General features: G+C 43.6%; 19 protein-coding genes and 1 tRNA gene. 13 read left to right on the forward strand and 7 right to left on the reverse strand.

Features of this window, described 5'->3' with window-relative positions; genetic code table 11:
* The coding region (locus tag FWE06_03700; protein MCL2546285.1) for a hypothetical protein at nt 1–4012 on the reverse strand (4012 nt) is incomplete at its 3' end.
* A gap of 328 nt (nt 4013–4340) precedes the next feature.
* On the opposite strand from FWE06_03700, the gene FWE06_03705 reads away from it, so the two are divergent.
* Nucleotides 4341–4417, forward strand: a tRNA-Pro gene (locus tag FWE06_03705).
* Nucleotides 4418–4825: 408 nt separating this feature from the next.
* Here FWE06_03705 and FWE06_03710 read toward each other — a convergent pair.
* Complete coding sequence (locus FWE06_03710) at nt 4826–5089, reverse strand: helix-turn-helix transcriptional regulator (GenBank protein ID MCL2546286.1); 264 nt, start codon at nt 5087–5089, stop codon at nt 4826–4828.
* Between the two features lie 152 nt (nt 5090–5241).
* Between FWE06_03710 and FWE06_03715 the strand changes: the two genes are divergently transcribed.
* Nucleotides 5242–6993 carry a hypothetical protein gene (locus FWE06_03715; GenBank protein MCL2546287.1) on the forward strand — a complete coding sequence of 584 codons (1752 nt, stop codon included), beginning with the start codon at nt 5242–5244 and terminating at the stop codon, nt 6991–6993.
* A 179-nt stretch (nt 6994–7172) separates the two neighbouring features.
* Here the strand turns inward: FWE06_03715 and FWE06_03720 are convergent, their stop codons facing one another.
* Nucleotides 7173–7535 carry a hypothetical protein gene (locus tag FWE06_03720; protein MCL2546288.1) on the reverse strand — a complete coding sequence of 121 codons (363 nt, stop codon included), beginning with the start codon at nt 7533–7535 and terminating at the stop codon, nt 7173–7175.
* Between the two features lie 233 nt (nt 7536–7768).
* Here FWE06_03720 and FWE06_03725 point away from each other — a divergent pair, with 233 nt between their 5' ends.
* The 6 genes from FWE06_03725 to FWE06_03750 all read left to right on the forward strand — a co-directional run bounded on the left by FWE06_03725 (nt 7769) and on the right by FWE06_03750 (nt 12689).
* Nucleotides 7769–8008: a hypothetical protein gene (locus FWE06_03725; protein MCL2546289.1), complete on the forward strand. Its 240-nt coding sequence runs from the start codon at nt 7769–7771 to the stop codon at nt 8006–8008.
* 50 nt (nt 8009–8058) lie between these two features.
* Entirely contained in the window at nt 8059–8568 is a 510-nt protein-coding gene (locus FWE06_03730) for a hypothetical protein (GenBank protein ID MCL2546290.1), read from the forward strand.
* Nucleotides 8558–9301: a hypothetical protein gene (locus FWE06_03735; GenBank protein MCL2546291.1), complete on the forward strand. Its 744-nt coding sequence runs from the start codon at nt 8558–8560 to the stop codon at nt 9299–9301. Before FWE06_03730 ends, FWE06_03735 begins: the two co-directional genes overlap by 11 nt.
* A gap of 535 nt (nt 9302–9836) precedes the next feature.
* The gene (locus tag FWE06_03740) at nt 9837–10967 is read left to right on the forward strand and encodes a hypothetical protein (protein ID MCL2546292.1); all 1131 of its coding nucleotides are present in this window, start codon (nt 9837–9839) and stop codon (nt 10965–10967) included.
* Nucleotides 10968–11116: 149 nt separating this feature from the next.
* Nucleotides 11117–11410, forward strand: a complete 294-nt coding sequence (locus FWE06_03745) for a hypothetical protein (protein MCL2546293.1) — start codon at nt 11117–11119, stop codon at nt 11408–11410.
* Between the two features lie 103 nt (nt 11411–11513).
* Entirely contained in the window at nt 11514–12689 is a 1176-nt protein-coding gene (locus FWE06_03750) for a site-specific integrase (protein MCL2546294.1), read from the forward strand.
* Nucleotides 12690–13005: 316 nt separating this feature from the next.
* Here the strand turns inward: FWE06_03750 and FWE06_03755 are convergent, their stop codons facing one another.
* Both FWE06_03755 and FWE06_03760 read right to left on the reverse strand, forming a co-directional pair.
* Nucleotides 13006–14187: an MFS transporter gene (locus FWE06_03755; GenBank protein MCL2546295.1), complete on the reverse strand. Its 1182-nt coding sequence runs from the start codon at nt 14185–14187 to the stop codon at nt 13006–13008.
* The gene (locus tag FWE06_03760; GenBank protein ID MCL2546296.1) at nt 14184–14846 is read right to left on the reverse strand and encodes a TetR/AcrR family transcriptional regulator; all 663 of its coding nucleotides are present in this window, start codon (nt 14844–14846) and stop codon (nt 14184–14186) included. The genes FWE06_03755 and FWE06_03760 overlap by 4 nt, the downstream gene beginning before the upstream one ends.
* Nucleotides 14847–15095: 249 nt before the next feature.
* Here FWE06_03760 and FWE06_03765 point away from each other — a divergent pair, with 249 nt between their 5' ends.
* The 5 genes from FWE06_03765 (at nt 15096) to FWE06_03785 (ending at nt 20591) form a co-directional block, all read left to right on the forward strand.
* Nucleotides 15096–16085, forward strand: coding sequence for an ABC transporter substrate-binding protein (locus tag FWE06_03765; GenBank protein MCL2546297.1), 990 nt, complete (start codon nt 15096–15098; stop codon nt 16083–16085).
* Between the two features lie 61 nt (nt 16086–16146).
* Complete coding sequence (locus tag FWE06_03770) at nt 16147–17067, forward strand: ABC transporter permease (GenBank protein ID MCL2546298.1); 921 nt, start codon at nt 16147–16149, stop codon at nt 17065–17067.
* The gene (locus FWE06_03775; GenBank protein MCL2546299.1) at nt 17067–17861 is read left to right on the forward strand and encodes an ABC transporter ATP-binding protein; all 795 of its coding nucleotides are present in this window, start codon (nt 17067–17069) and stop codon (nt 17859–17861) included. Before FWE06_03770 ends, FWE06_03775 begins: the two co-directional genes overlap by 1 nt.
* Nucleotides 17862–17991: 130 nt before the next feature.
* The gene (locus FWE06_03780; protein MCL2546300.1) at nt 17992–18915 is read left to right on the forward strand and encodes a PHP domain-containing protein; all 924 of its coding nucleotides are present in this window, start codon (nt 17992–17994) and stop codon (nt 18913–18915) included.
* A 305-nt stretch (nt 18916–19220) separates the two neighbouring features.
* Nucleotides 19221–20591 carry a TrpB-like pyridoxal phosphate-dependent enzyme gene (locus tag FWE06_03785; GenBank protein ID MCL2546301.1) on the forward strand — a complete coding sequence of 457 codons (1371 nt, stop codon included), beginning with the start codon at nt 19221–19223 and terminating at the stop codon, nt 20589–20591.
* A gap of 20 nt (nt 20592–20611) precedes the next feature.
* Here FWE06_03785 and FWE06_03790 read toward each other — a convergent pair whose 3' ends face one another.
* Both FWE06_03790 and FWE06_03795 read right to left on the reverse strand, forming a co-directional pair.
* Nucleotides 20612–20992 (reverse strand): metal-dependent transcriptional regulator, encoded by a 381-nt coding sequence (locus tag FWE06_03790; GenBank protein ID MCL2546302.1) that lies wholly within the window; start codon nt 20990–20992, stop codon nt 20612–20614.
* 99 nt (nt 20993–21091) lie between these two features.
* Nucleotides 21092–21934, reverse strand: coding sequence for a hypothetical protein (locus FWE06_03795; protein ID MCL2546303.1), 843 nt, complete (start codon nt 21932–21934; stop codon nt 21092–21094).
* Nucleotides 21935–22063 lie beyond the last annotated feature (129 nt).

Consider the following 22063-nt stretch of genomic DNA (forward strand, 5'->3'; position numbering starts at 1 on the left):
CCGTGTAGCGGTACAACGAAAACCTTGCACCACTACGCAACACGCTCGCTATCCAGCCCGGCGTCTCCCAATCAGGTACATTGTAAATCCCCTGCCCTGTCTTCTGAAATAAAAACGAAAGCGCAGCTACTTCAAATTCAACTACAACGTGGGAATCCTCTACTATGGGGAATGCCCAAGTTTGGCTTGTGCCCGGCGGATCGCCGGCGAGGTTAGTGAAGTCGTTATCAGAATTAAAATACCACGCATAAACTTGGTGTTCATCATCACCATAAGGTGTTGCCTCGAATCTCACTGTCGTGTTCTCCAGCACATACACATCATTTGGCAAGCGTGTTTTGCCAATATACGCGTCAATGTCGCCGCCATCATTGATAAGCGTGACGCTTGGACGCACATTGTATTTTACCCGAAAAATCCCCGGTCCCTCCGCATTTATGTCATGGTTTGTAAAAGCATGCTTTCGCTCAACGCCGTTTCCGCTGACATCCATCTCCCACCACGGCTCTATTGTTGTTGTGCCCGGTTCAACTTGCGGATTTGCAACAGCGATCGGCGTATCGATTCGCAGCCCATTGCGCGCCATGTTTCCGGTAAAGGTAAAATCCTGTCCGATAGTGATCAGATTGAGATTGGTATGGGGCACAAAAACACCACCTCCGTCACCTGCTGTGTTATCTGCTATGGACCCCACCGTCCCGCTGAATGAACTGTTCTGCATAACATAAATGCCGCCGCCCTGGGCATTCCCCTCTGTTGTGCTGCCCACAGCTTCATTCCCCACAACCCGGCCACTCGTCGGATTCGTGGTTGTACCGCCGGCCTCCATCACAAATCTTGCACCATTCACGACCACAACGCCGCCGCCTCGTAATGCACGATTGCCGTAGTCGGGGTTTTCGTCTCCAATAATGCCGCCCGTCATTGTGAAGACGCTGCTTGCGCCATTGACACGCACACCGCTCCCCTCTGTGATGGTGCCAGTTCCCGCGCCTGTCACAGGGTCGGTTCTGGCATGACGGTTATTGCGGATCCTACCGCCGGACATATTGAATATAGTTGCATTAGCCATATTAACGCCTCCGCCCATTGGGGCGCAGTTTTGTTCTATCGTACCACCACTCATGATGAATCTTCCGTCATCAAGAGCCATGCCGCCACCATTCCAAGCTGTGTTCATGCAAATCTCGCCGCCGCTCATGGTAGCACTTGCGTCATCTCCAATATACACGCCACCACCGTTAGCTTCTATATCTGTGCTTGTATTGCCCTCGATGACACCGCCTGACATATCAAATCTGCTGCCCGCTCCTGATACCCACACACCGCCACCATCGCTCCGAGCCGTGTTGTCGCGTACAATTCCACCATCAGCTATGTTGAGAATGCTGGCTTGCGTTGACGCATCAGCAAACGCAGGACACTCTACGGCAATGCCGCCGCCATTGGTCTCGCTGTGATTTCCCGACACGATAACGCCGTCACTGACGTTAGCTGTTCCTCTGCTGATAAACATACCGCCACCATTGCGTGACACGACATGGTTCACGATATGGCCACCACGCAGGTTAACGATGCCGCCGCGCACAAACACGCCGCCGCCGTTGCCTCGTTGGAACGACGCTTCGGTTGATGTTGCCCGGTTTTCGGCAATCATCCCGTCTTCTACAGTAAATGTACCGCCGTCAGCTGCATAGACCGCGCCGCCGTTCCCTGCCACCGTACTGCCTGTAGCAATGTTTTCATTTTCGGTGTGGTTACTTTCGATTCTGCCGTTACGCATGGTGAAGTGGCTGTTTTCGCCTGAAACGAACACACCGCCGCCATTGGCCATGTTAGCGCTGCCGTTTTCCAAATTAAAATTGAAAGGACTGCCTGCGGCCGCAGCCTGATTTTCAATAATCAATCCATTAGTCATGTTGCCACGCCCGCCATTAGCAATATAGACGCCACCGCCGTTGCCGGCAAACACATCCACACCGGTAGCCGAAGAGTTCAGCACTCTGATGGCTGCATTGCCCTCAACCCTACCACCATTCATATTAAAGGTACTGTTCGCGCCCGAAACAAACACACCCCCACCGTTTGACGTGTTTCTTGCGTTATTGGCAGTTACAGCACTGTGGCCTGTCACCGCCGCCGTAGCAATATTATCACGAATCACCCCGGTGCTCTGCATTGACTGGCTGCCCATGTTAAAGGTAGCGCCGTTGGCCACAAATACACCACCGCCATTGCCCGCGACCACATTTGACAAGTTGGAAACTCGCACCCGCTCAGCGCGGTTGCCGCTAATTTCGCCGCCATACATATTGAAGATAGCGTTTGTCCCTTGTGCAAATACACCTCCACCGTTAGATACGACAGTTGCCGTAAGGTTTCCTGTTGCCCCTGGGTCAGCCGCTACAGTTAACCCGGCATAATTTCCGGAAATTACACCGTCATGCATCGTGAATGTGCCACCTGTTCGTATGCTTACAGCACCGCCGTTACTCCTTGTCGTTGTCCGATCAACAGAAGCGTCGATAACTGTCCCGATAGCACGATTATTTCGAATGACGCCGTTATACATGATAAATTGACCGTGTTCGCTTCCATCCGTTCCTATATTGATAGCACCGCCGGCATTTCTGGCTGTATTACCTTCCAAAACTCCGTCAAACATAACAAATCGAGCCATAGTAGCATCCTGTCCAAGATTTACAGCACCGCCGTTTCCTCTTACACCGGTTTGTGCAAAATTATTTCCACCTGCTCCTCTAGCAATATTATCTCGAAGAGTTCCTCCATACATAATCAGTGCTCCGGCACCGCGCACATGTACAGCACCACCGGCAGCTTGCGCATGATTGGAATGGATGAGAGAGCCCGGCATCAAAGTTAATCTGCCACCCCTTTGTACATCTGTCGCGCCGCTGTTATTCGTTGCGGCGTTTCTGATGACTGCACCCCGGCACATGATAAAGTGACCGCCAGTGTTGCCGGCAGCTCTTGGCTCTATTGCTACACCGCCACCTGAAAAGCCAGCTATTGCAGTTACATCCCAGTCGATAGGGGCAGGCGGCACCGCCGGAGCGCCTTGTCCGACAGCGGTGGCGCGATATTGCATAACAAAGTTTCGAATCACTAATCCGAATTGATTAGGGTTTCCCGGCTCGCCGATGTCATCATGTGCGGCGTCATTGTTCGCGTTGTTTGCACTCCGTACCATAAACGGCCGCGTGTGGCCGGTCGCATTGGTAGAAGTGTCGGTGAGCACGATTTGACCCGGTTCATAACTGCGATGCTGCAATAACGTTGCATCGTATTCGCTTTGTGTGATTTCTCCCGCCGCAAGACGTGCGTCAAGATCAAAGGTTTCACTGTGACGACCAACCAAAACAACTGTTGCCCCGCTGCGAACCTCTACTCTGCTGGCAGCGCCGACATTTCCTGTATTGATATGGCTCGGGATGATGACATATGTAACTGTGTTTGCAGTCGCTGCCGCTGTAATTGCGTTCAGCACCCTTGTATAAATAGTGTTTGCCGGGGTAGGAGCAATCTCAACAATGCGATAGTTTGTTTCTCTGGCATACCAGATGCGCGGATCATCTATCTCTTCCTGTGTAAATAAGTCATGCACAGTCAGCGATGCTCGCAGAAGACCGGGTAGAGCCTCGTCCCGCGACTCTACAGAGAGGGCGTCTTCTATGGAACCATCGTGTCCTGCATCATTTTCATTACTTTCTTCGGTTTGCTTTCCATCTAGGTCATTTTTTTCAAGTTCCGTTTTACTTTCGACCTCTTCTTCACTAATTTCACTTTCTATGAACTCGCTTTCAACTTCGTCGCTCTCATATAACTCATAGTCGTCATGTATAGCATTATCGCTATCGTCGCTACTATTAATAATATTATCTCCATAGGTCGTACCTATAAAACTCACAAAAATGAGATTTATAGCCAAAAAAAGAGCCAGAACACTGAGCAAATAAAATCTTTTTTTTCTTTTTTCATTTGGGAAATACATTGAAACTTCTCCTTTCATTACATAACGGATACATTTCAATTATACTTTTTTCATAGAGTAATACTACACCCAAAAGGATAAAAAATATCAAAAAAATCGCATCATCGACATTTCACTTGCAGCATCTTCCGACAGCCAAACCTTGAAAAGCGGCACAGAATGCACACCATGCGACTTTTTTATTATAGTCTAGAGTCAAGTTTTCTACTGTCGACTCGTCTGCCAATTCTTCTTGACAACCCAATAAATCAATGCTATACTGCTTTATCAGACAAGCATTACCGTTGAGGGGTAGAAGTCAGACGCCCTCATATTCTAAGCTAAAAATCGAGGTGTGGCTCAGCTTGGTAGAGCGCTGCGTTCGGGACGCAGAGGCCGCAGGTTCAAATCCTGTCACCTCGACCATGATTCCCTCAACACGTTGCGACACAACGATTACGGCGATTACAGAACGCTCCGTAACACATTCGTAACACATAAAAATCGATTGCTTGTACAACGAACGACACCTCAAATCGGGTGTCGTTTTTGTTTGTGTACATATGTTCGCATTGTGTGATGTCGATTGATTTCCCAATTGTCATTCGTGCATAAAATCACCCATTATATTATACCATTTTCGATTTTAATTGCGTTCGCCATTGCACCCAATTCACACATCATCTACAACCGTCAAAATCAACCGCTAACTGATGAAAACAATGTTTGCAATGTCAACTATGCGTTCGATTGAAATGCTGTAAAACTGCGAATTTCTGTGTTATGCCGTGAATGCAAAAAATGAACCCATTACGGATTCATTTCATTGCATTATCAAATATGGTATTCGGTGTTGTCATGGTCAACATTTGAAATTAAATCATCAATTTTGACACCCAACACAATCGAAATTTTATATAACGTGCGAACTGACATTGTGAATTTATCATTGTTGCTTTCAAGTCGTCTGATATAATCATGTGACAAATCAACGAGTTCAGATAATTCTGCCGCAGTCATTTTTATTTGTTTACGATAACGTTTGATGTTTTTGCGAATGGTCAAATATATGTCATCATCGAAATCAAATGTACGCATTGATTATCACCCCACGTTAATTGTACATAAATCAACAAAGGGTGTATGTGACTGTGCAGGTCACAAAAATTTGACACACGCCCAAAATCATGTTACCATGTCATTGTCGAAATCGACAAAATATGTAAAAATGACAAGGAGAAACACGATTTATGAAAAAGCGGATTTTATCACTGGCACTTGCAATGTTGATGATGTTTTCATTGACAGGTGCGATGTTGACAACGGGGGCGAATGGTGCGATTTCAAGCATTACATATATTCCAAATCAAATTGCAAATTTCACGATTGAAAATATTGAATTATTTGGCGGACAAATTGATGAAGTCGCACAAGGACAATCGCATACAATTCGTGGAATTGCACCATTTATTCACAATGAAGGACACGAATTTTACGCATGGGGAATTCGTATGATGAACATGGAAACATTTCAATTTGAATGGATTGAATTTTTTTATGAGGGTCAAGTCATCACGTTAGGGCAAGACGAATTTGCTGAACGTCATATGATAACAATAATGCCTGTATGGGTACCCGAAAATCAAAATCCGCCCGAATTAGCAAATGTTTGCACGATTACAGGTCAACTTCCATGTAATTGCGATGTTTTCGTTTGTGACGTTTGTGGTAGAGGTGATTGTGCTTGCTGTGATGATTGCAATGAATTTCCTTGCGTTTGCGAACCTGTTTTTTGTCCAGATTGCTATTGGAATCCATGTATTTGTGATGTCGAACGCACAGTATGGGATTATGACGCAAGAGCAAACGCAAATTCATGGGCGAGAGATTACATAGAAACGGCATGGGATTTTAATATGCTGTCAAGTCGTGTATTGCAAAATAACACATGGCAAGCAGGAATTTCACGTTTACACATTGCAGACATTGCTGCACGGTTTATCGAGCATTATACAAATATGACAATCAATGAATTCATTGATTCGCTTGACGATGATGATTTATACGAAATTCCCGATTTATATGACATTGCAAATTTGTATGAGTTTGATAGTGATGCGTATGCGATGGTTCGATTGGGCATTTTTCGGGGTTCGCAGTCATATCGTTGGACGGGTTTGCAATTTAGGGCAAATGATTTAATCACACGACAAGAAGCGTCAACATTATTGGGGCGTTTAGTTTCGTTATTTTGTGGTGCAATTCCGTCGAACATTACAAACGAACAATTGCCGTTTGAGGAAAATTTGCCGTCGTGGGCAAGAAATTATATTCATTTTTTGTACAATCAGCAACCGACTCGAATAATGGGAAATACATGCTCACAGGGCGGATATTTATTTCGACCGTTGATGACATTTCCGACACAACAAATGACGATTGCCGTTGTACGGACATTGAATACATTGTGTGATTTCGGAAATTGTGAATGTGTAATTGACGTTGAACCGCAGACAAAAACAATTTATGTAATTCGTGAAACTTTTGGCACAACAAATACACAGGCATTTGAAAATTATCAAGCAATGCGGAATGTATTTGACAATGGAAATTTTGCGACATATACGGCGGTTGAGGTTACATGGCATAGTAGATTTACAGATAACAGCGGAAATTTTGTATTAGAGAATGTTTGGGTTGGTCAAGAAGTTTGGGGTTGGTTAGCAGGAAGTCATGTTTCGGCAGTTTGGAATGGCAACGAGGGTGCGAGTTTTGATAGGGGTTCAAAAATGGTAGGAGGAATTAGCAATGGGTGGGCAAGAAATAAAGCATTTGGAACAGAGCAAGCGTTATGGGATTTTATCGAAGGCGATGAAAATTGGGCACATGAAAATCGTTCAACAGGTTGGGGATTTAGAAAATTTTATTTAGTCAACGGTATATGGACAACAGGCGATTCAACATGGAGTGGTTTTGATGGGGATTTGATTGTGAGTGCATAATCACAACACGCACAATCCACAGTAGAACCGTTTAGTTCATATGTGAACATGATAACGTGTTGACGATGTGGATAATCGGTTAAACCGCAGAATTAGCGGTCACAATGATAAATAAAAACGCAATGTCGATTTTGTCAACATTGCGTTTTTTGTGTTCAAAGGAAAATAAAATTTAATAATTATGCAGATTTTTTGATTTCATACGTTTTGTTACAATGATTCATAAATTGATACATTGCATGAGTAACAATGTTCGTACAATGCACGATTGCAAAAAATATGTCATCATGCAAATCACCAACGTGTTTATTATGTTTTTGTTGATAGATTTCATCAGCGTGTTTCAATGCGTTTGCAATAATCGAATATGACAATTGATTGTGTTTTTCATTGTATGCAATTAAATCACACGTGCAACGAATGTCATTGCATTTTTCGTCATCACGGTTTTTTGATTCGTGATACAATTTCATCATTTCGTTGATGTCGTTTTGCATTTGAGTTTGTGCAGATTTCGAGAGATTTTTGTTTGTATTATTCATTTGATAATACTCCTTTTTAATGTAAATTTCGTTGATTTCTCAACGATTTATTATGTATATATTATAACATAAAATCAAGCAAAAGTATATGATTTTTGAAAAGAAAAATAAAGTCGCAAACGCAGACAGCACAAGGTGTTCAGAGGGTCGAGAGGATTATTTTTCAGAAAGTTTTGATATTGTTTTTTGGTTCGCAAAATGCGGGCAAATTTTATTACAAAGAGGTATTAAATATGCAGGTGCAATTACAAGGAATTAGAGCATTAGATTTCAAATCAGACAATGGCGAAAATGTCAAAGGCACACAGTTATTTGTTACATACAATGATGAGAGTGTAAACGGTTTAATGACGGATAAAATTTTCGTCAAACAAGAAGTTCAAATTCCGCAAGGAATCAAACAAAACGACATTTTGAATTTGATGTTCAATAACAAGGGAAAAGTCATCGCAATCAGTCAAGCGAAACAATAACGAAAAAATGGGCGATTTATTTCGCCCATTAAATTTATGAGGAGCATTTTATGAGCAACAAACAAATTAAACAAGTCAAGTTCGGCGCTGTCATTGGTTACATGATTATCATGTTCGCAGTATTTCGCAGATTTAGCGGTTTTCATATATTCGATGATGTTCGTATCGGAACATTGCCAATTATCGCATTACACGTCATTCTAACGGCGCTCGCTATCGTTGTATTGTTCGTTATGATTTATGTGTTCGCAACAAATCATTTCGCACGAAAAGCAATACAGGATAAAATCACAAATACGGCGTGTTTGAAAGAGATAACAACGGCAAAATTGATTTCGTATAAATTATCAAATACGGATTACGTCACGTTGGCATTTCGTGCGGAGGGTGTTTCCAAAGATGTATGGGAATCGAAACGCAATGCGATTCAATCGGCAATCAATTATACAATCATTGGAGATATAGAATATTCAAAAAATTGTTGGTCGGTCGTTTATTTCAACGCACGAAAAGGACGGACAAAATCAAATCAAGCGAGGTTAGTTGAGAATGATGTTTAATGTTGGATATGATTTGCAAGCATGGAATGATTACAGCGAGAAAAAATACATTACGGCAGATATTTCATCAAGCACAAATTCACAAACAGTCATTTGTGGCATGAGCGGAAGTGGTAAGTCATATTTTTTGAATCAGTTATTTGCAAAATTAGTCAAGGCAGAACCCAACGGCGAATTTTATTTTGCAGATTTCAAAGGCGATGATTCATTTGCCCATTTAAGGGATTGCAAAAATTATTATTCGTACAAGAACACAATCAAAGCGTTAGACATTGTGCATGAGAAGTTACAGCAACGAATGAGCGGTATAGATAAATCAAGAAATCAAATAACGTTAATTTTTGATGAGTATGTAGCGAATATTTTATCGTTGTTGAATGAATACAAGAAACACGCCCAAGCAGTAATGAATAAAGTATCAGAATTATTGATGATGGGTCGTTCAATGTGTGTTCGATTGATTGTTTCATGCCAGCGTCCCGATGCCGCCGTTTTCAATTTTGGTTCAAGATTGAATTATGAAATTTGCATTATTTTAGGTAAGTTTAACAAATCAATTTATGATATGTTAATGCCGGAACACATCGACGCCGTCAAAATGAAAATTGACAATCATAATTTCGGTTGTGGCGAGGGTTCGTGCGTAATTGGTTCAGATTTGCATTTTATCAAAGTTGGCGAAGTTGAAAACATGGAAAATATAAAGAGAATTTGCAAGCAAGCGTTATCATAATTTTAGAAAACGATATTATAACACGTTCAGATTTTGAGCGTGTTTTTTTGTTGCGGTAGAACACAGAATTTTGCGGTTTAACAGATTGGTTCATGTGTTGTCATGGTTGTGTATTGATTGCGAAAATTAGCAAGTGTGCCGCAGATTTTCAGATGTCACAATGTCACAGAGGTAATAAGAAATTATAGCGTTTTGGGGTTCGTCATGTTGTATAAAATGAGGGTCAAAAGTGGTTGAAGTTTGTGCAATTTGACGGACGATTTCGGGCGGTTTTTCGAGTTGAAATAGTATAATAGGAGTATATAAATAATCAAATTAAAGGAGAAAAATTTTTATGGGATTTACATAACGATAAAAGATTTTGCGTGAGGGTACGCAAATCGTGCGAAGCGATTGAATTGGATTACTACATTCAATACATAGGTGTTTTGTGACACATTTAGAAAGTCACAGATATAAAGTTCACAAGTTCACATTGAAAACAATATGCACAATTTTATGTGCAAATAAAATAACGTAAAGGATACTATAAAAAATGAGTAACAATAATTTTCCCAATGATTGCATGAACGAAATGCAAAACGAACGTGTACGCAGATTTTTTATCACAATAAATCATTCAGACGTGCGAGAATGGACACATGATAAAATTCGTGATGTATGCGAGAAGTTTCCGACAATTAGATATTTTTGTTTTGCAGATGAAATCGGTAACGAAAGTAAGCGTTTACATTCGCATATATACATAGAATTAGACAACGCAATGCGGTTTAGTACAATGATTAACAATTTCAATGGGGGTCATGTGCAAAAAATACATGAATTTGGTACGGGATTTGATTGTCGTAATTACATACGTAAAGATGGTAGGCATTTTGATAAACATGACACAGTTGTTGAAAATACGTTTTATGAATGGGGGCAAGTTCCGCAAGACAAATCACAAGGCAAACGCAACGATTGGAGCGATGCACGAACAATGTTAAATGATGGTTTTGATGTTGATAGTATTATTGATACGTTTCCTCATTTAATGCGTTATCGTAATATATTAGAAAATGAAATGTTGCATATGAAATCAAGGGGCAGGCAAATGAAAGGTCGTGCGTATGTAACATATATTCAAGGTCGCACGAATTTGGGTAAAACAACATGGGTATTTGATGAATATGGCGATGATGAAGTATGCAACATTATTGATTACGAAAACAAAAATCAAATATTCGATAGTTATATGGGCGAAAGGGTTTTGTTATTAGACGAGTTCGATTCAAGCATTACATATTCGATTTTGAATGGGTACATTGACAGGCGAAAAGTAAAATTGAGTGCGAGGTATCACAAAAGAACGGTGTGTTATGAAAAAATATACATCGTATCGAATTTGCCGTTAGAAAAACAATATGAAAAATTGAAAAAAGACAATCGTGCATTTTACGACACGTTCATTCGCAGAATTGATAAAGTTATGGTTTACACAGATTTTTGCAAATTCAACGAATACACGACAAGTGAATATTTTGAGTTGTTAGAACACGACAAATCAATCAATGGTTTTGCGACGAGTGAAAGTAAGAAACAAACGGGATTTTGTAGTATATGTGGCGAATTTGATTGTATGGGCGATAATTGCGACGATTTATGGGGCGAGGATTTAGCGAGTTAGGTTTGGTTAGTCACAGTCACAGAAGTAATAAGAAATTATACAAGAAACGGATTCGACTTCGGTCGGGTTCGTTTTTTATTTGGGCGGTTTTTCAAGTCAGAATAGTATAATAAATGTATAAAATAAACAAAAAAGGAAGTACATTTAATATGATGGAAAAACGCATGAATATTCCGCAAACAACGAGTATTGAAAACGCATTACATATTTATTATCGTCATGCAGAATTAGGCAACAAAGAGATAACAATTTTATTCGGGCAGCGTTCCCCGAACACGTTGTCGAAATTGAAAAAGATTGCAAAGGACGAAATGCGAGAACGTGAAATGATGTCGTTTGGTTCAAACACGGTCAACACGGTTGTTGCGTTTGAAGTTTGGGGTATTGACGTTAAGGATTTAGAGCATCGCATGAAAAAGATTAAACAGTTGAAATTAGCGTAAATAAAAATATGATGATGTTGATTGCTTGTAAATGGGTGTTGACACTACTTTTCAATGTGTTATAATTCGTTCACAAGCAATCGACAGGAAAGGATAAAAAAATATGTCGATTAAAAAGATTACAGGCAAATCAAAAGACGGTTTGCAAAAGTATCATGTTCGTGTAAATTTCATGTGCAACAGAACAGGCAAATATAAGCAGTTCACAAAAATTGCGTATGGGTTAGAAAATGCAAAAGAATTAGAAATTCAGTTGCAAAAACAAAAAAATGAACATGATATAGATTCAAAAATGACGATTCAGCAGTTATTTGATGAATACATGGCAAAGAAACGGTTTGAAATTCGTGAATCAACATGGGATACCCATAAGCGACAATATGAAAATCATGTTCAGTCGATTTTAGGCAATATACGAATTAGCAAGTTGACAACGCAGATTTTGCAGGATTGGAAAACACAAATTGAATCAAAAGGAATGGCGTTGAAAACAAAACAGCATATGTACGGTAATTTACGAGCGTTGTTAAATTATGCGGTCAAAATGCAGTACATCAATCAGAATTTATTGTTGATTGTCGGCAATTTCAAAGATGCAATGTACACGAAACAGGAAGTTGATTTTTACACGTCGGACGAATTTTTGCAGTTTATTGAAGTTGCGAAAGCACAAGCAATAAAACACGAGCGAGAAAATCACGATTGGTCGGAGTATGAGTATTATGTATTTTTCAATATTGCGTTTTATTGTGGTTTGCGAAAAAGTGAAATTCATGGGTTGCAATGGAGTGATATTTGTGGTAATATGTTAAGTGTTCGGCGTTCGATTCAACAGAAAATCAAAAATGTTGATATTGTGCAACCCCCTAAAACAAAATCGTCATATCGTACAATGCAAATGCCACAAGCATTGATTGACATTTTGAACGAACACAAGAAACGCAAACAGCAATTACACAATTTCAGCGATGACAATTTCATTTTAGGCGTTGAGCGTTCATTGCGTAATAGTTCAGTTGCAAATCGAAATAGTTTATATGCGGAATTGGCACAGTTAAAGCACATACGCATACATGATTTCAGACATTCTCATGCTTCTGTTTTATGCAATGCAAATGTGAATATTCAGCAAGTTTCAAAACGAATGGGTCATGCACGAGTTGAGGAAACACGGAACACATATTCGCACTTATATCCTCGTGATGTTGAAATTGCCGTTGATGTATTTAACAAAATCGACAATGCGAACAAGCGTCCTCGATTGTACGAAATCGCATGACGAAACGTAACACATTTTTAACACAATATTGTGAAATTGTTGCGAATATCAAAATATTGCGAAATAGGCAAAATGCGTGAACACATTGATATGAATAGGTTATAATAGGTTTGGGTGATTGGCGAATATATTAAAATTGTTTGCAAATTCGACCTGTCACCTCGACCATTAGTCTTAATGAGTCTGTATCCCTAGTTACCTCTGTTGCCAACAAAAGCGTTCTTATCAGCATATTAAACGCTGATAAGAACGCTTTTGTTTTACTATTATTGCAGACAAATTTTAACAGTAGATACCCAAAAACTTGATAACCTAATTATGTTTTGTTGCCTGCCTTTAGTGCGCGCGCTAAAATTTCATTGCACACAAATACAAGAACAACAAAAGCCAAGCCCAAAGGGAAAAGCGCCTCATAAGAGATAAAATGCATGATTTGGCTGGTCATAAAGAATAACACTGCTATCCCGGCACCAAAAGCCGCAAGTTCATACCCTACAATTTTAGACACAGTGTGGGGTGCAAATCGATTGGATGTATCACTGACCAAGGTTGGAAGCATCGGGCCTAGTCCAAGCCCTGCCAAAGCCATGCCCCAAACGTTGCCGACGAAATATAATACTATAACTCCCACTACGGCTACACCCGCGCCAATACGCACAATCGGAACTTCCTTTAACCACTTTGCGACCCAGCCAAAAAACACTCGACTGACCGTCATTGATATGTAGTAAACGGCTGAAAATATTGCCACTGTATAAGTCGTTTCTTGCCCGCGCGCAATCAGTGCTGCGCCGGTAAAAAACACGAGGGTATAGTCTGTGCCGCCCAAGAAGAAGAATGTCAATATCTCCACAACCTGATGCCACCGTTTTGTTAAATATCGTTTCTTTTCTGTGTTTTCTTCTAACTCGCCCTGAGCTGACTCATTATCATCAATCCAAATCTTTTTATACATGCTAAGCAAAAGCATAATTGCCACTGCCCCCAAAATACCGGTAATCACAAAATATCCCGCGCGCCAACTTAGCACTGCCATCATCTGACCCATAATAATAGGACTTAACGTAGCGCCAACACCCCAAAAGCAGTGCATCCAGTTGTTGTGCCTAGCGGTAAAGTGTTTTGCCATATACGAGTTCATGCTGGATGCCATTAATCCAGTGCCAAACCCATAAATCGTTATGGTTGCAAGCACTAATGTAAAATTCGGCGACAAGGCAAGGCCAATAAAGCCTAAACTCATGATGATAAGACCATATAAATAAACCGTTTGCAACTTCATAAAACGATTCAGTTTAGATAAGATGATCCCGGCTAATGTGTAGGTAACAGAATATCCCACCAAGATATATCCTGTGTGGGCTGTCGTCATTCCCCGGATTTCATCTGCAATGCCAAGCCATGACACAGTAAATGCACCATCGGGAAATCCAACAACAAAATAACTCACCAAGATAACGCCGAGTAACCATATATTGCTTTTTTTTGCTTCAATCATGACAATTCCTCACTTTTTATTGGATATAATCCTTCTGCAAACTTCTTAGATTTTGCTATAAATGCATCACTCGCAACATCTACACCCAAGAGTCTCATCATATGCTGGACAAACCGTAAGCGTTTATGTAAGTCTTCTGCACTGCACTCAAGAGTAACAGGGTCACACCATATGCAAAATAAGAGATTGAATAGCTGAGCGCATTCTTCAGGAAATTCTGTTTTTACCGAACCATCTTGATTTCCTTCTTTTATGATGTCAGTGATAATTGGCGATATCTTTTTCTCCCATGCTCTCAAATCCTCAATAATAAGTCGGGGGCTTCGAGACGTAAGTGCCATTTTTGATAACGGCGTTCTCTCAGCATCGTCGTAGAACCTGTTGAACAGACCCACGATTTTTTCTTTAGCTGTCAACATTTTCATGTCAGAGAGCCATTTGTGCATATCCTGTGCCGTGGAGTCGTTATGTTTGTCTAGTACTGCAGCTAAAATATCCTCTTTCGACTTAAAGTGGTGAAAAATTGTTCCCTTAGACAGCCCTGTCTCGTTTACAATTTCTTGCGTCGTTGTTTTTTCATAGCCTTTTTCCAAAAAAAGTTTTTCAGAAACAGATAGAATGGTATTGATCGTTTTTTGTGGGTCAATAACTCGTGCCATGTGTACAACCTCCTTCTTATATAGTATGATAACACAGCGTAGACCGTCGGTCGGTCTATTTTCATGCTATCATTTTCCGCACTCTTTGTCAAGTATTTTACATACTAACTCGCTTTTGGTAAGCATACATTGACCGACATATCATATGTGCCTTTGTTATAAGCACTGTCAAAAACTTGCTCTTTGCTTTCTTTTGTGGTATAGTGAGGAGAAAGCCACATCTACAAATATCGAAAGGATTGTATCGAAATGAAAAAAATGTGCAAATTTCTCGCGTTGCTTCTTGTTGTCACTTTTGCGGCTGCCAGCTTTTCTGCTTGTGAGAACGGAGGCGGTTCTGACGACGGTAATTTCAGCATCGGTATTATTCAATTGTTAGAGCATCCGGCACTAGACGCTGCCAGCAACGGCTTTATGGAAGAACTGACGGCGGCGGCAGAGTCCGCGGGATATACCGTAACGTTTGACTTGCAAAACGCGCAAAATGACACCGCCACACTAAATACCATCGCGAGCGGCTTTGAGCGGCGCGGGGTAGACTTGGTACTTGCCAATGCCACGCCCAGCGCACAAGCAATGGCCAATGTAACCAACGAAATCCCTATCGTTGGTGTATCGATTACTACCTTTGTCGGTGCTGGCTTAGTTGACTCTAACGAAGCACCCGGCGGAAATATTACCGGCGCATCCGACATGAACCCCGTTCGTGCGCAAATTGAAATGATTTTGGAGTTTTTCCCCGACATCCAAACTATCGGCTTGCTGTATTCATCGGGCGAGGATAACTCTGTGTATCAAGCGCAATTGGCACGGGATGTTATCGAGGATTTAGGGCTTACCAGCGATTCGGCCACTATCGCCGATGTCAACGACTTGCGCCAAGTCGCTACATCCTTGGCTGGCCGTGTAGATGCCATCTACATACCAACTGACAACAACATCGCCGGCGCAATGGGTGTCATTGAACAAGTCAGCGACAGTTCCAGCACACCGTTCTTCGCCGGCGAAGAAAACATGACCATGGGAGGCGGCGTTGCCACACTCAGCGTCAATTACGAGGAGCTGGGGCGGCAAGCCGGCCGTATGGCAGCGCAAATTCTACTCCAAGGCGCAACCCCGGCAACGATGCCGATTCAAACGGCAGAGCGATACAATTACACTGTCAACGGCTATATGGTCGAGCGTTTGGGCATTGATGTCCCCACGCGTTTCCAAGAATTTATCCGCATGCCGGAATAATAGAAGTGTTGAAAGGCAGTTTCAACATACCCGAATAATCACTAATTAAAGGACATATCATATGTTTTCCATCTTGCAAGTAGCTGTTTCAGAGGGGTTGCTCTGGTCGCTGATGGCGGTCGGCGTTTTTTATACGTTCCGCATTTTAAATATGCCCGATCTGTCCGTCGAAGGCACGTTGATACTGGGCGCGGGATTGGCAGCGCGGCTGATTGCCAACGGCGGTAATCCGTTTGTGGCCACATTACTTGCCATATGTATTGGCGCGGCAGGCGGCTTTGTCACCGGCATTTTACACACCAAGCTCAAAATACCGTCAATTTTGGCTGGCATTTTGACGATGGTCGGCTCTTACTCAGTCGCCCTTCGTGTCATGTCACAGCCCAATATTCCGCTGAACCGCTGGCGTACATTCTCTGTCTTCGCGGCATTTGAAAACCTGCTTGGATCACTGGGGATAGCCGTTTCTTATGACACCATTGTCATTATCTTCTCTGTTATCGTGGCCATCGCCATTGGTGTGCTCCTCTATTGTTTTGCCGGTACCGAAATCGGCTCTGCCATGCGCGCCAGCGGCAACAACTTACAGATGGTCAAAGCGCAAGGCGTCAACACCAATGCCATGATTGTACTGTGTCTGATGATTTCCAATGGGCTGGTCGGCTTATCGGGCGCGCTGATTGCGCAATACCAAGGCTTTGCAGTTGTCACCATGGGTGCGGGCACAATTGTCGCCGGTCTTGCCGCAGTGGTAATTGCCGAAGTGTTATTTAAGTTCCGCAGCTTTTGGGGGCGGTTGATTTCGATTGCTTTGGGTTCAATTATCTATCGCCTCGTTATCGCCCTTGTATTGGAATTGGGTATGAATCCCAACGACCTGCGATTGCTTACCGCCATCACTGTTGCCGTCGCCTTGGTGTTGCCGCAAACGCGCGACTGGCTCAAAAGGCTGTTCGGCAAAGTGCGGGGAGGAGCTTCATAATGCTACACATTGAAAACCTAAACAAAACCTTCAACCCCGGCACTGTTATTGCCAACCATGCCTTGCGCGGCGTCAGCCTGACCCTTGCAAGCGGCGATTATGTAACACTCATCGGCGGCAACGGCGCGGGCAAAAGCACGCTGTTAAGTAGTGTCGCCGGTACGTTCATGTCTGACACCGGACGCGTTACCATTGACAATGTCGATGTGACAAATTTGCCGGAACATAAGCGAGCGCCATACCTCGGACGCGTCTTTCAAGACCCGATGATGGGCACGGCCGCCGGCATGAACATTGAAGAAAACCTTGCCATCGCCTACCGACGCGGCAAGCGGCGCAGTTTGCGCTGGTATATCACGGCAAAAGAGCGTAAAATCTACCGTGAGCGTCTTGCCACATTGGAGCTGGGGTTAGAAAACCGCATGACTGACAAAGTGGGGTTGCTCTCCGGCGGGCAACGGCAAGCATTGACCCTCTTAATGGCAACACTCAAGCAACCCAAAGTATTGTTGCTCGACGAACACACTGCCGCACTCGATCCTAAGACAGCACCTAAAGTGCTGGATATCGGCGACCGAATTATCTCAGAGCATAAACTAACAACCATGATGGTGACGCACAATATGCGCGACGCCATCCGCCACGGCAACCGCCTCATTATGATGAACGGTGGGCACATTGTGCTAGATGCTTCGGGCGAGGAGAAGAAAAATTTGACAGTGGAAAATCTCATTACCAAGTTCAGCCACGCCAGCGGCGAGGCGTTCGCGGGAGATCAAGCGCTCTTAGGCTAACTCATGTGCAAACTAGACAAAACGGAATGATCCTTAACCAAGGGATGATTCCGTTTTGTCAACTGTCGCAATTGACATCGCCTAATAACCTATTATATAATAAAATAACACAACATGCATGGAGGCATTCATGAAGCAATATCTATACAAAGGCGACAAAAACGCCTACAAAGCCAATCTTCACTGCCACACCACTGTTTCCGACGGCAAATATACGCCCGAGCAAACCAAAGCTATGTATCAAGCCGAGGGATACAGCATTATCGCCTTTACCGAGCATGACGCGTTAGTTTCACAAGCCTGCTTGAACGATGATAACTTCCTGGCCATCAACGCCTGCGAAGTCAGCGTCACCCAAGACATCAACTATACGCGCTGCAAAACCTATCACCTCAATTTATATGCAACAGACCCAAATGTCACACAAACGCCTCCTCTCCCGCACATGGCCTACGACGACATCGACGCCATCAACCAATATATCCAAAACCGTACAATTGAAGGTTTTCTAGTATGCTACAACCACCCTTATTGGTCGCTGCAAACTTATGATGATTACGAAAAACTACAAGGTTGCTGGGCGATGGAAATCTACAACCACAGCGGCGAAATCGAGGCATACAACGGCTATAACCCGCAGTCTTACGACGAAAAGCTGCGCACAAGCAACAATATTTTCTGCGTTTCGACCGATGATAATCATAATATCCACCCCCTGTACAGCGCCAACTGCGACTCGTTCGGCGGTTGGGTGGTCGTTAACAGCGAAAGCTTGCAATACCAAGACGTCATAACGGCACTTAGCGATGGCGATTTTTATGCCAGCCAAGGCCCCGAAATCTACGAGGTGTATGTGCAAGATGATAAATTAATTGTCAAATGCTCCGCCGTTGTCCTCATTGCCGTCTACACCCAAGGGCGAGTATGTTATACTCGCAAAGGCGCAAAGTTAAATCACGCCGAGTTTGACCTTACGGGCCACGAAGGATATGTGCGCGTAATGTGCCGCGACAGCCACCATAAGGACGCCAATACAAACGCGCTTTGGTTGTAAAGGAATCTAATCCCCCTGCGACAATAAAAAATTTACCATTTTCCAAAAAACACTTGACAAGGCTATCACATCATGCTATACTGTACTAAACAAAAATCACAGTGAGGAGTTTATCCAAACTATGCGTACACACAGCAAAATTTCAATTATGAACGGCGCGGTTGCTTGGCAATGGCGTTTTTGGCGTATTCATAATTGAATTTTACTGCTAAAAATGTGATTGTCATGACTTGAAGCAAGGCACAGCGCGGTGAAATTCGCTCGCTGTGTTTTTTTGTATCTCAAAACAGGAAGGAAATAAGATCATGTTAGACAAAAACAACGTCGTAAAAATTATGTTAGAGGACGCTCATCTCCCGAAGTACTGGTACAACGTCGTGGCCGATATGCCGAACAAGCCCGAGCCATATTATAATCCGCAAACATTCAATCCTCTTAGCCCAGCAGATATGCAAGTCATTTTCCCCGATGAATTGATTGCACAAGAGGTTTCATCCGAACGATTCATCGAGATCCCTAAGCCTGTTCGCGAGCTTTACAAGTCTTTCCGCCCCAGCCCACTCTACCGGGCTCGGCAACTCGAAAAGCAACTTGACACCCCGGCGCGTATTTATTACAAATACGAGGGCGGCAACGCCACGGGCAGCCATAAGCTCAACACGGCATTGGCGCAAGTATTTTTCAACAAAGAGGCCGGCATTCGGCGCATCGCCACCGAAACAGGTGCTGGGCAATGGGGCTGCGCCGTGGCAATGGCAACGCAGCACTTCGGCCTGGAATGCTGTGTTTACATGGTCAAAGTCAGCTATCAGCAAAAACCATATCGAAAATCACTCATGCAAACTTTTGGCGCTAAAATCAACGCCAGCCCGTCGGCTCTGACAAACACGGGACGCGCCATTCTCGCGGCAAATCCAGACAGCACGGGCAGCCTCGGCATCGCCATCAGCGAAGCCGTTGAGGATGCGGCGACAAACACCGATACCAACTACGCGCTGGGCAGTGTGCTAAATCATGTCTGCCTACATCAGACAGTCATTGGCCAAGAGAGCAAACTACAGCTCGAAATGGTCGACGAATACCCCGATATCATTTTCGCCTGCTGCGGCGGCGGCAGCAATTTTGCCGGCATGACTTTTCCCTTTGTACCCGATAAACTCAGCGGCAAAAACATTCGACTTGTCGCTGTTGAACCAACCGCCTGCCCAACATTGACCAAAGGTGTCTACGCCTTTGACTATGGCGACACCGCCAAAATGGCGCCCATCGCCAAAATGTATACGCTGGGCCACAACTTCATGCCGGAGGGCATTCATGCCGGCGGCCTGCGTTATCACGGCGATTCAGCATTAGTGTCCAAGCTATACCATGACGGCATTATTGAGGCAAAATCCTATCCACAAAGCAAGGTGTTTGATGCAGCGGTGCAATTTGCGAGAGCCGAGGGCATCGTGCCCGCCCCCGAGAGCGCGCACGCCATCCGTGCTGCCATCGACCACGCCAACGAATGTAAGCAAAGCGGCAAAGATGAAGTCATTCTTATCTCACTCAGTGGCAACGGCTACTTTGACATGACAGCGTATGACACCTATTTCAGCGGCAATATGCAAGATTTTGAGTATAGCGGCACAGCTGTTGAAAATGCACTGGACGAATTGCCCTGCGTGAATGTCTAAACACTCTTACAAAAAAACGCTCATTCGAGCGTTTTTTTTGTTATCTCAATATGCCGCTGAATTGCCACAAAACTCTCCTCACTCAGCCCATGCTCCATCTTACAAGCATCTTCATCCGCCGTTTGCTCGTCTACACCCAGTGCTATCAACCACTCGGTCAACAGCATATGCCGATCGTACACCCGCCGAGCAATCACATACCCGCTCTCGGTCAACGTAATCTGCCCGTCTTGCATAACAATATAGTCGCTTGCCCGCAAGTTTTTCATGGCAACACTAATACTCGGCTTAGAAAAACCCATTTCACGCGCAATATCAATCGATCGCACCGAGCCATTTCGTTTCTGCAAAACTAAAATCGCCTCCAAATAATTTTCAACCGATTCCGGCGGCTTTTTCACGACATGCACCTCCTCGCGATGATACCCTCATCATATCACACAATTGGCTCATTGACAAGAAAAAAGACAGGGCTTATGCCCTGTCTTTTTTAATGTTTTTTACTTCTCATCCTTTTTAATCAGCTTTGGCACAACCAGCGCACCTGCGCCTGCCAAGCCTACCAAGCCAACGACAACAATCATTGCCACGCCGGGGTCAAAGGTCTTGGGGTTTCCTGTGCCCGGAGCAGGTGTGCCTGTGCCCGCACCAGCGGGAGGTGTTGGCGAAGCTGCCGGCGAAGGTGAAGCCGTAGTCGGCGGAGGCGTTCCGTTTCCATTTCCGCCATTTCCATTTTCACCCGCATGGACGCGGAACTCGTTGATGGTAACTACTGTGTCAGCAATGACAGTGAAAGCAACAATTCTAAATGCGCCACCTTCGACAGCACGCATCTGAGTAACCACAGCTGCATCTGGCATATTATCAAGGCCCATATCAAGAAGGTAATCTATGCTGTGGCTGTCATCGTGAGCACCGACACCCATGGGATCCAAATCGCCATGAGCACGGAAAAAGTGGAGGTTGCCCGACCAAGTATTTTCGCCTGTTTGAAGCTGAACAATCAAGCCCAACATAGCACGTGTTTCAGCACCAGAACCTTGCGCAACATCAATGTCAAAGCTAACATACGTGTTGCCTAATTCAGTGTGAGGGATTTCAATTGGAGTAGCGAGATTAACACGCGACCACGGCGCCCAGTTTCCAGTATAGACAAGCGGGTTGTTGCCGCCACCGGTGACAGTTACACCTGCAGGCAATGCTGTTTCATCAGCTGCTGTCCACGAAGCTGTCGGTAACGTAAGGATATCAGCGGGCAGTGAAGCACTCGCCGAAGCCCCCAAAGTTGCGCCCACAAGCAGCGCGGCAATCAAAAACAATGCGATAAATTTAGTCTTTTTCATCATGTCCTCCTAAATAATATGTTGTTGTCCATTTCACCACACAAAATAGCGGCTGTTTTTAGACATCATTACACACATGATACCATAGTATACCGCAAATTGCAACAGTTAATCGAGGAAATTTTCAGA

The organism is Oscillospiraceae bacterium (assembly GCA_009780275.1).
GTDB lineage: Bacteria > Bacillota > Clostridia > Oscillospirales > UBA929 > WRAI01.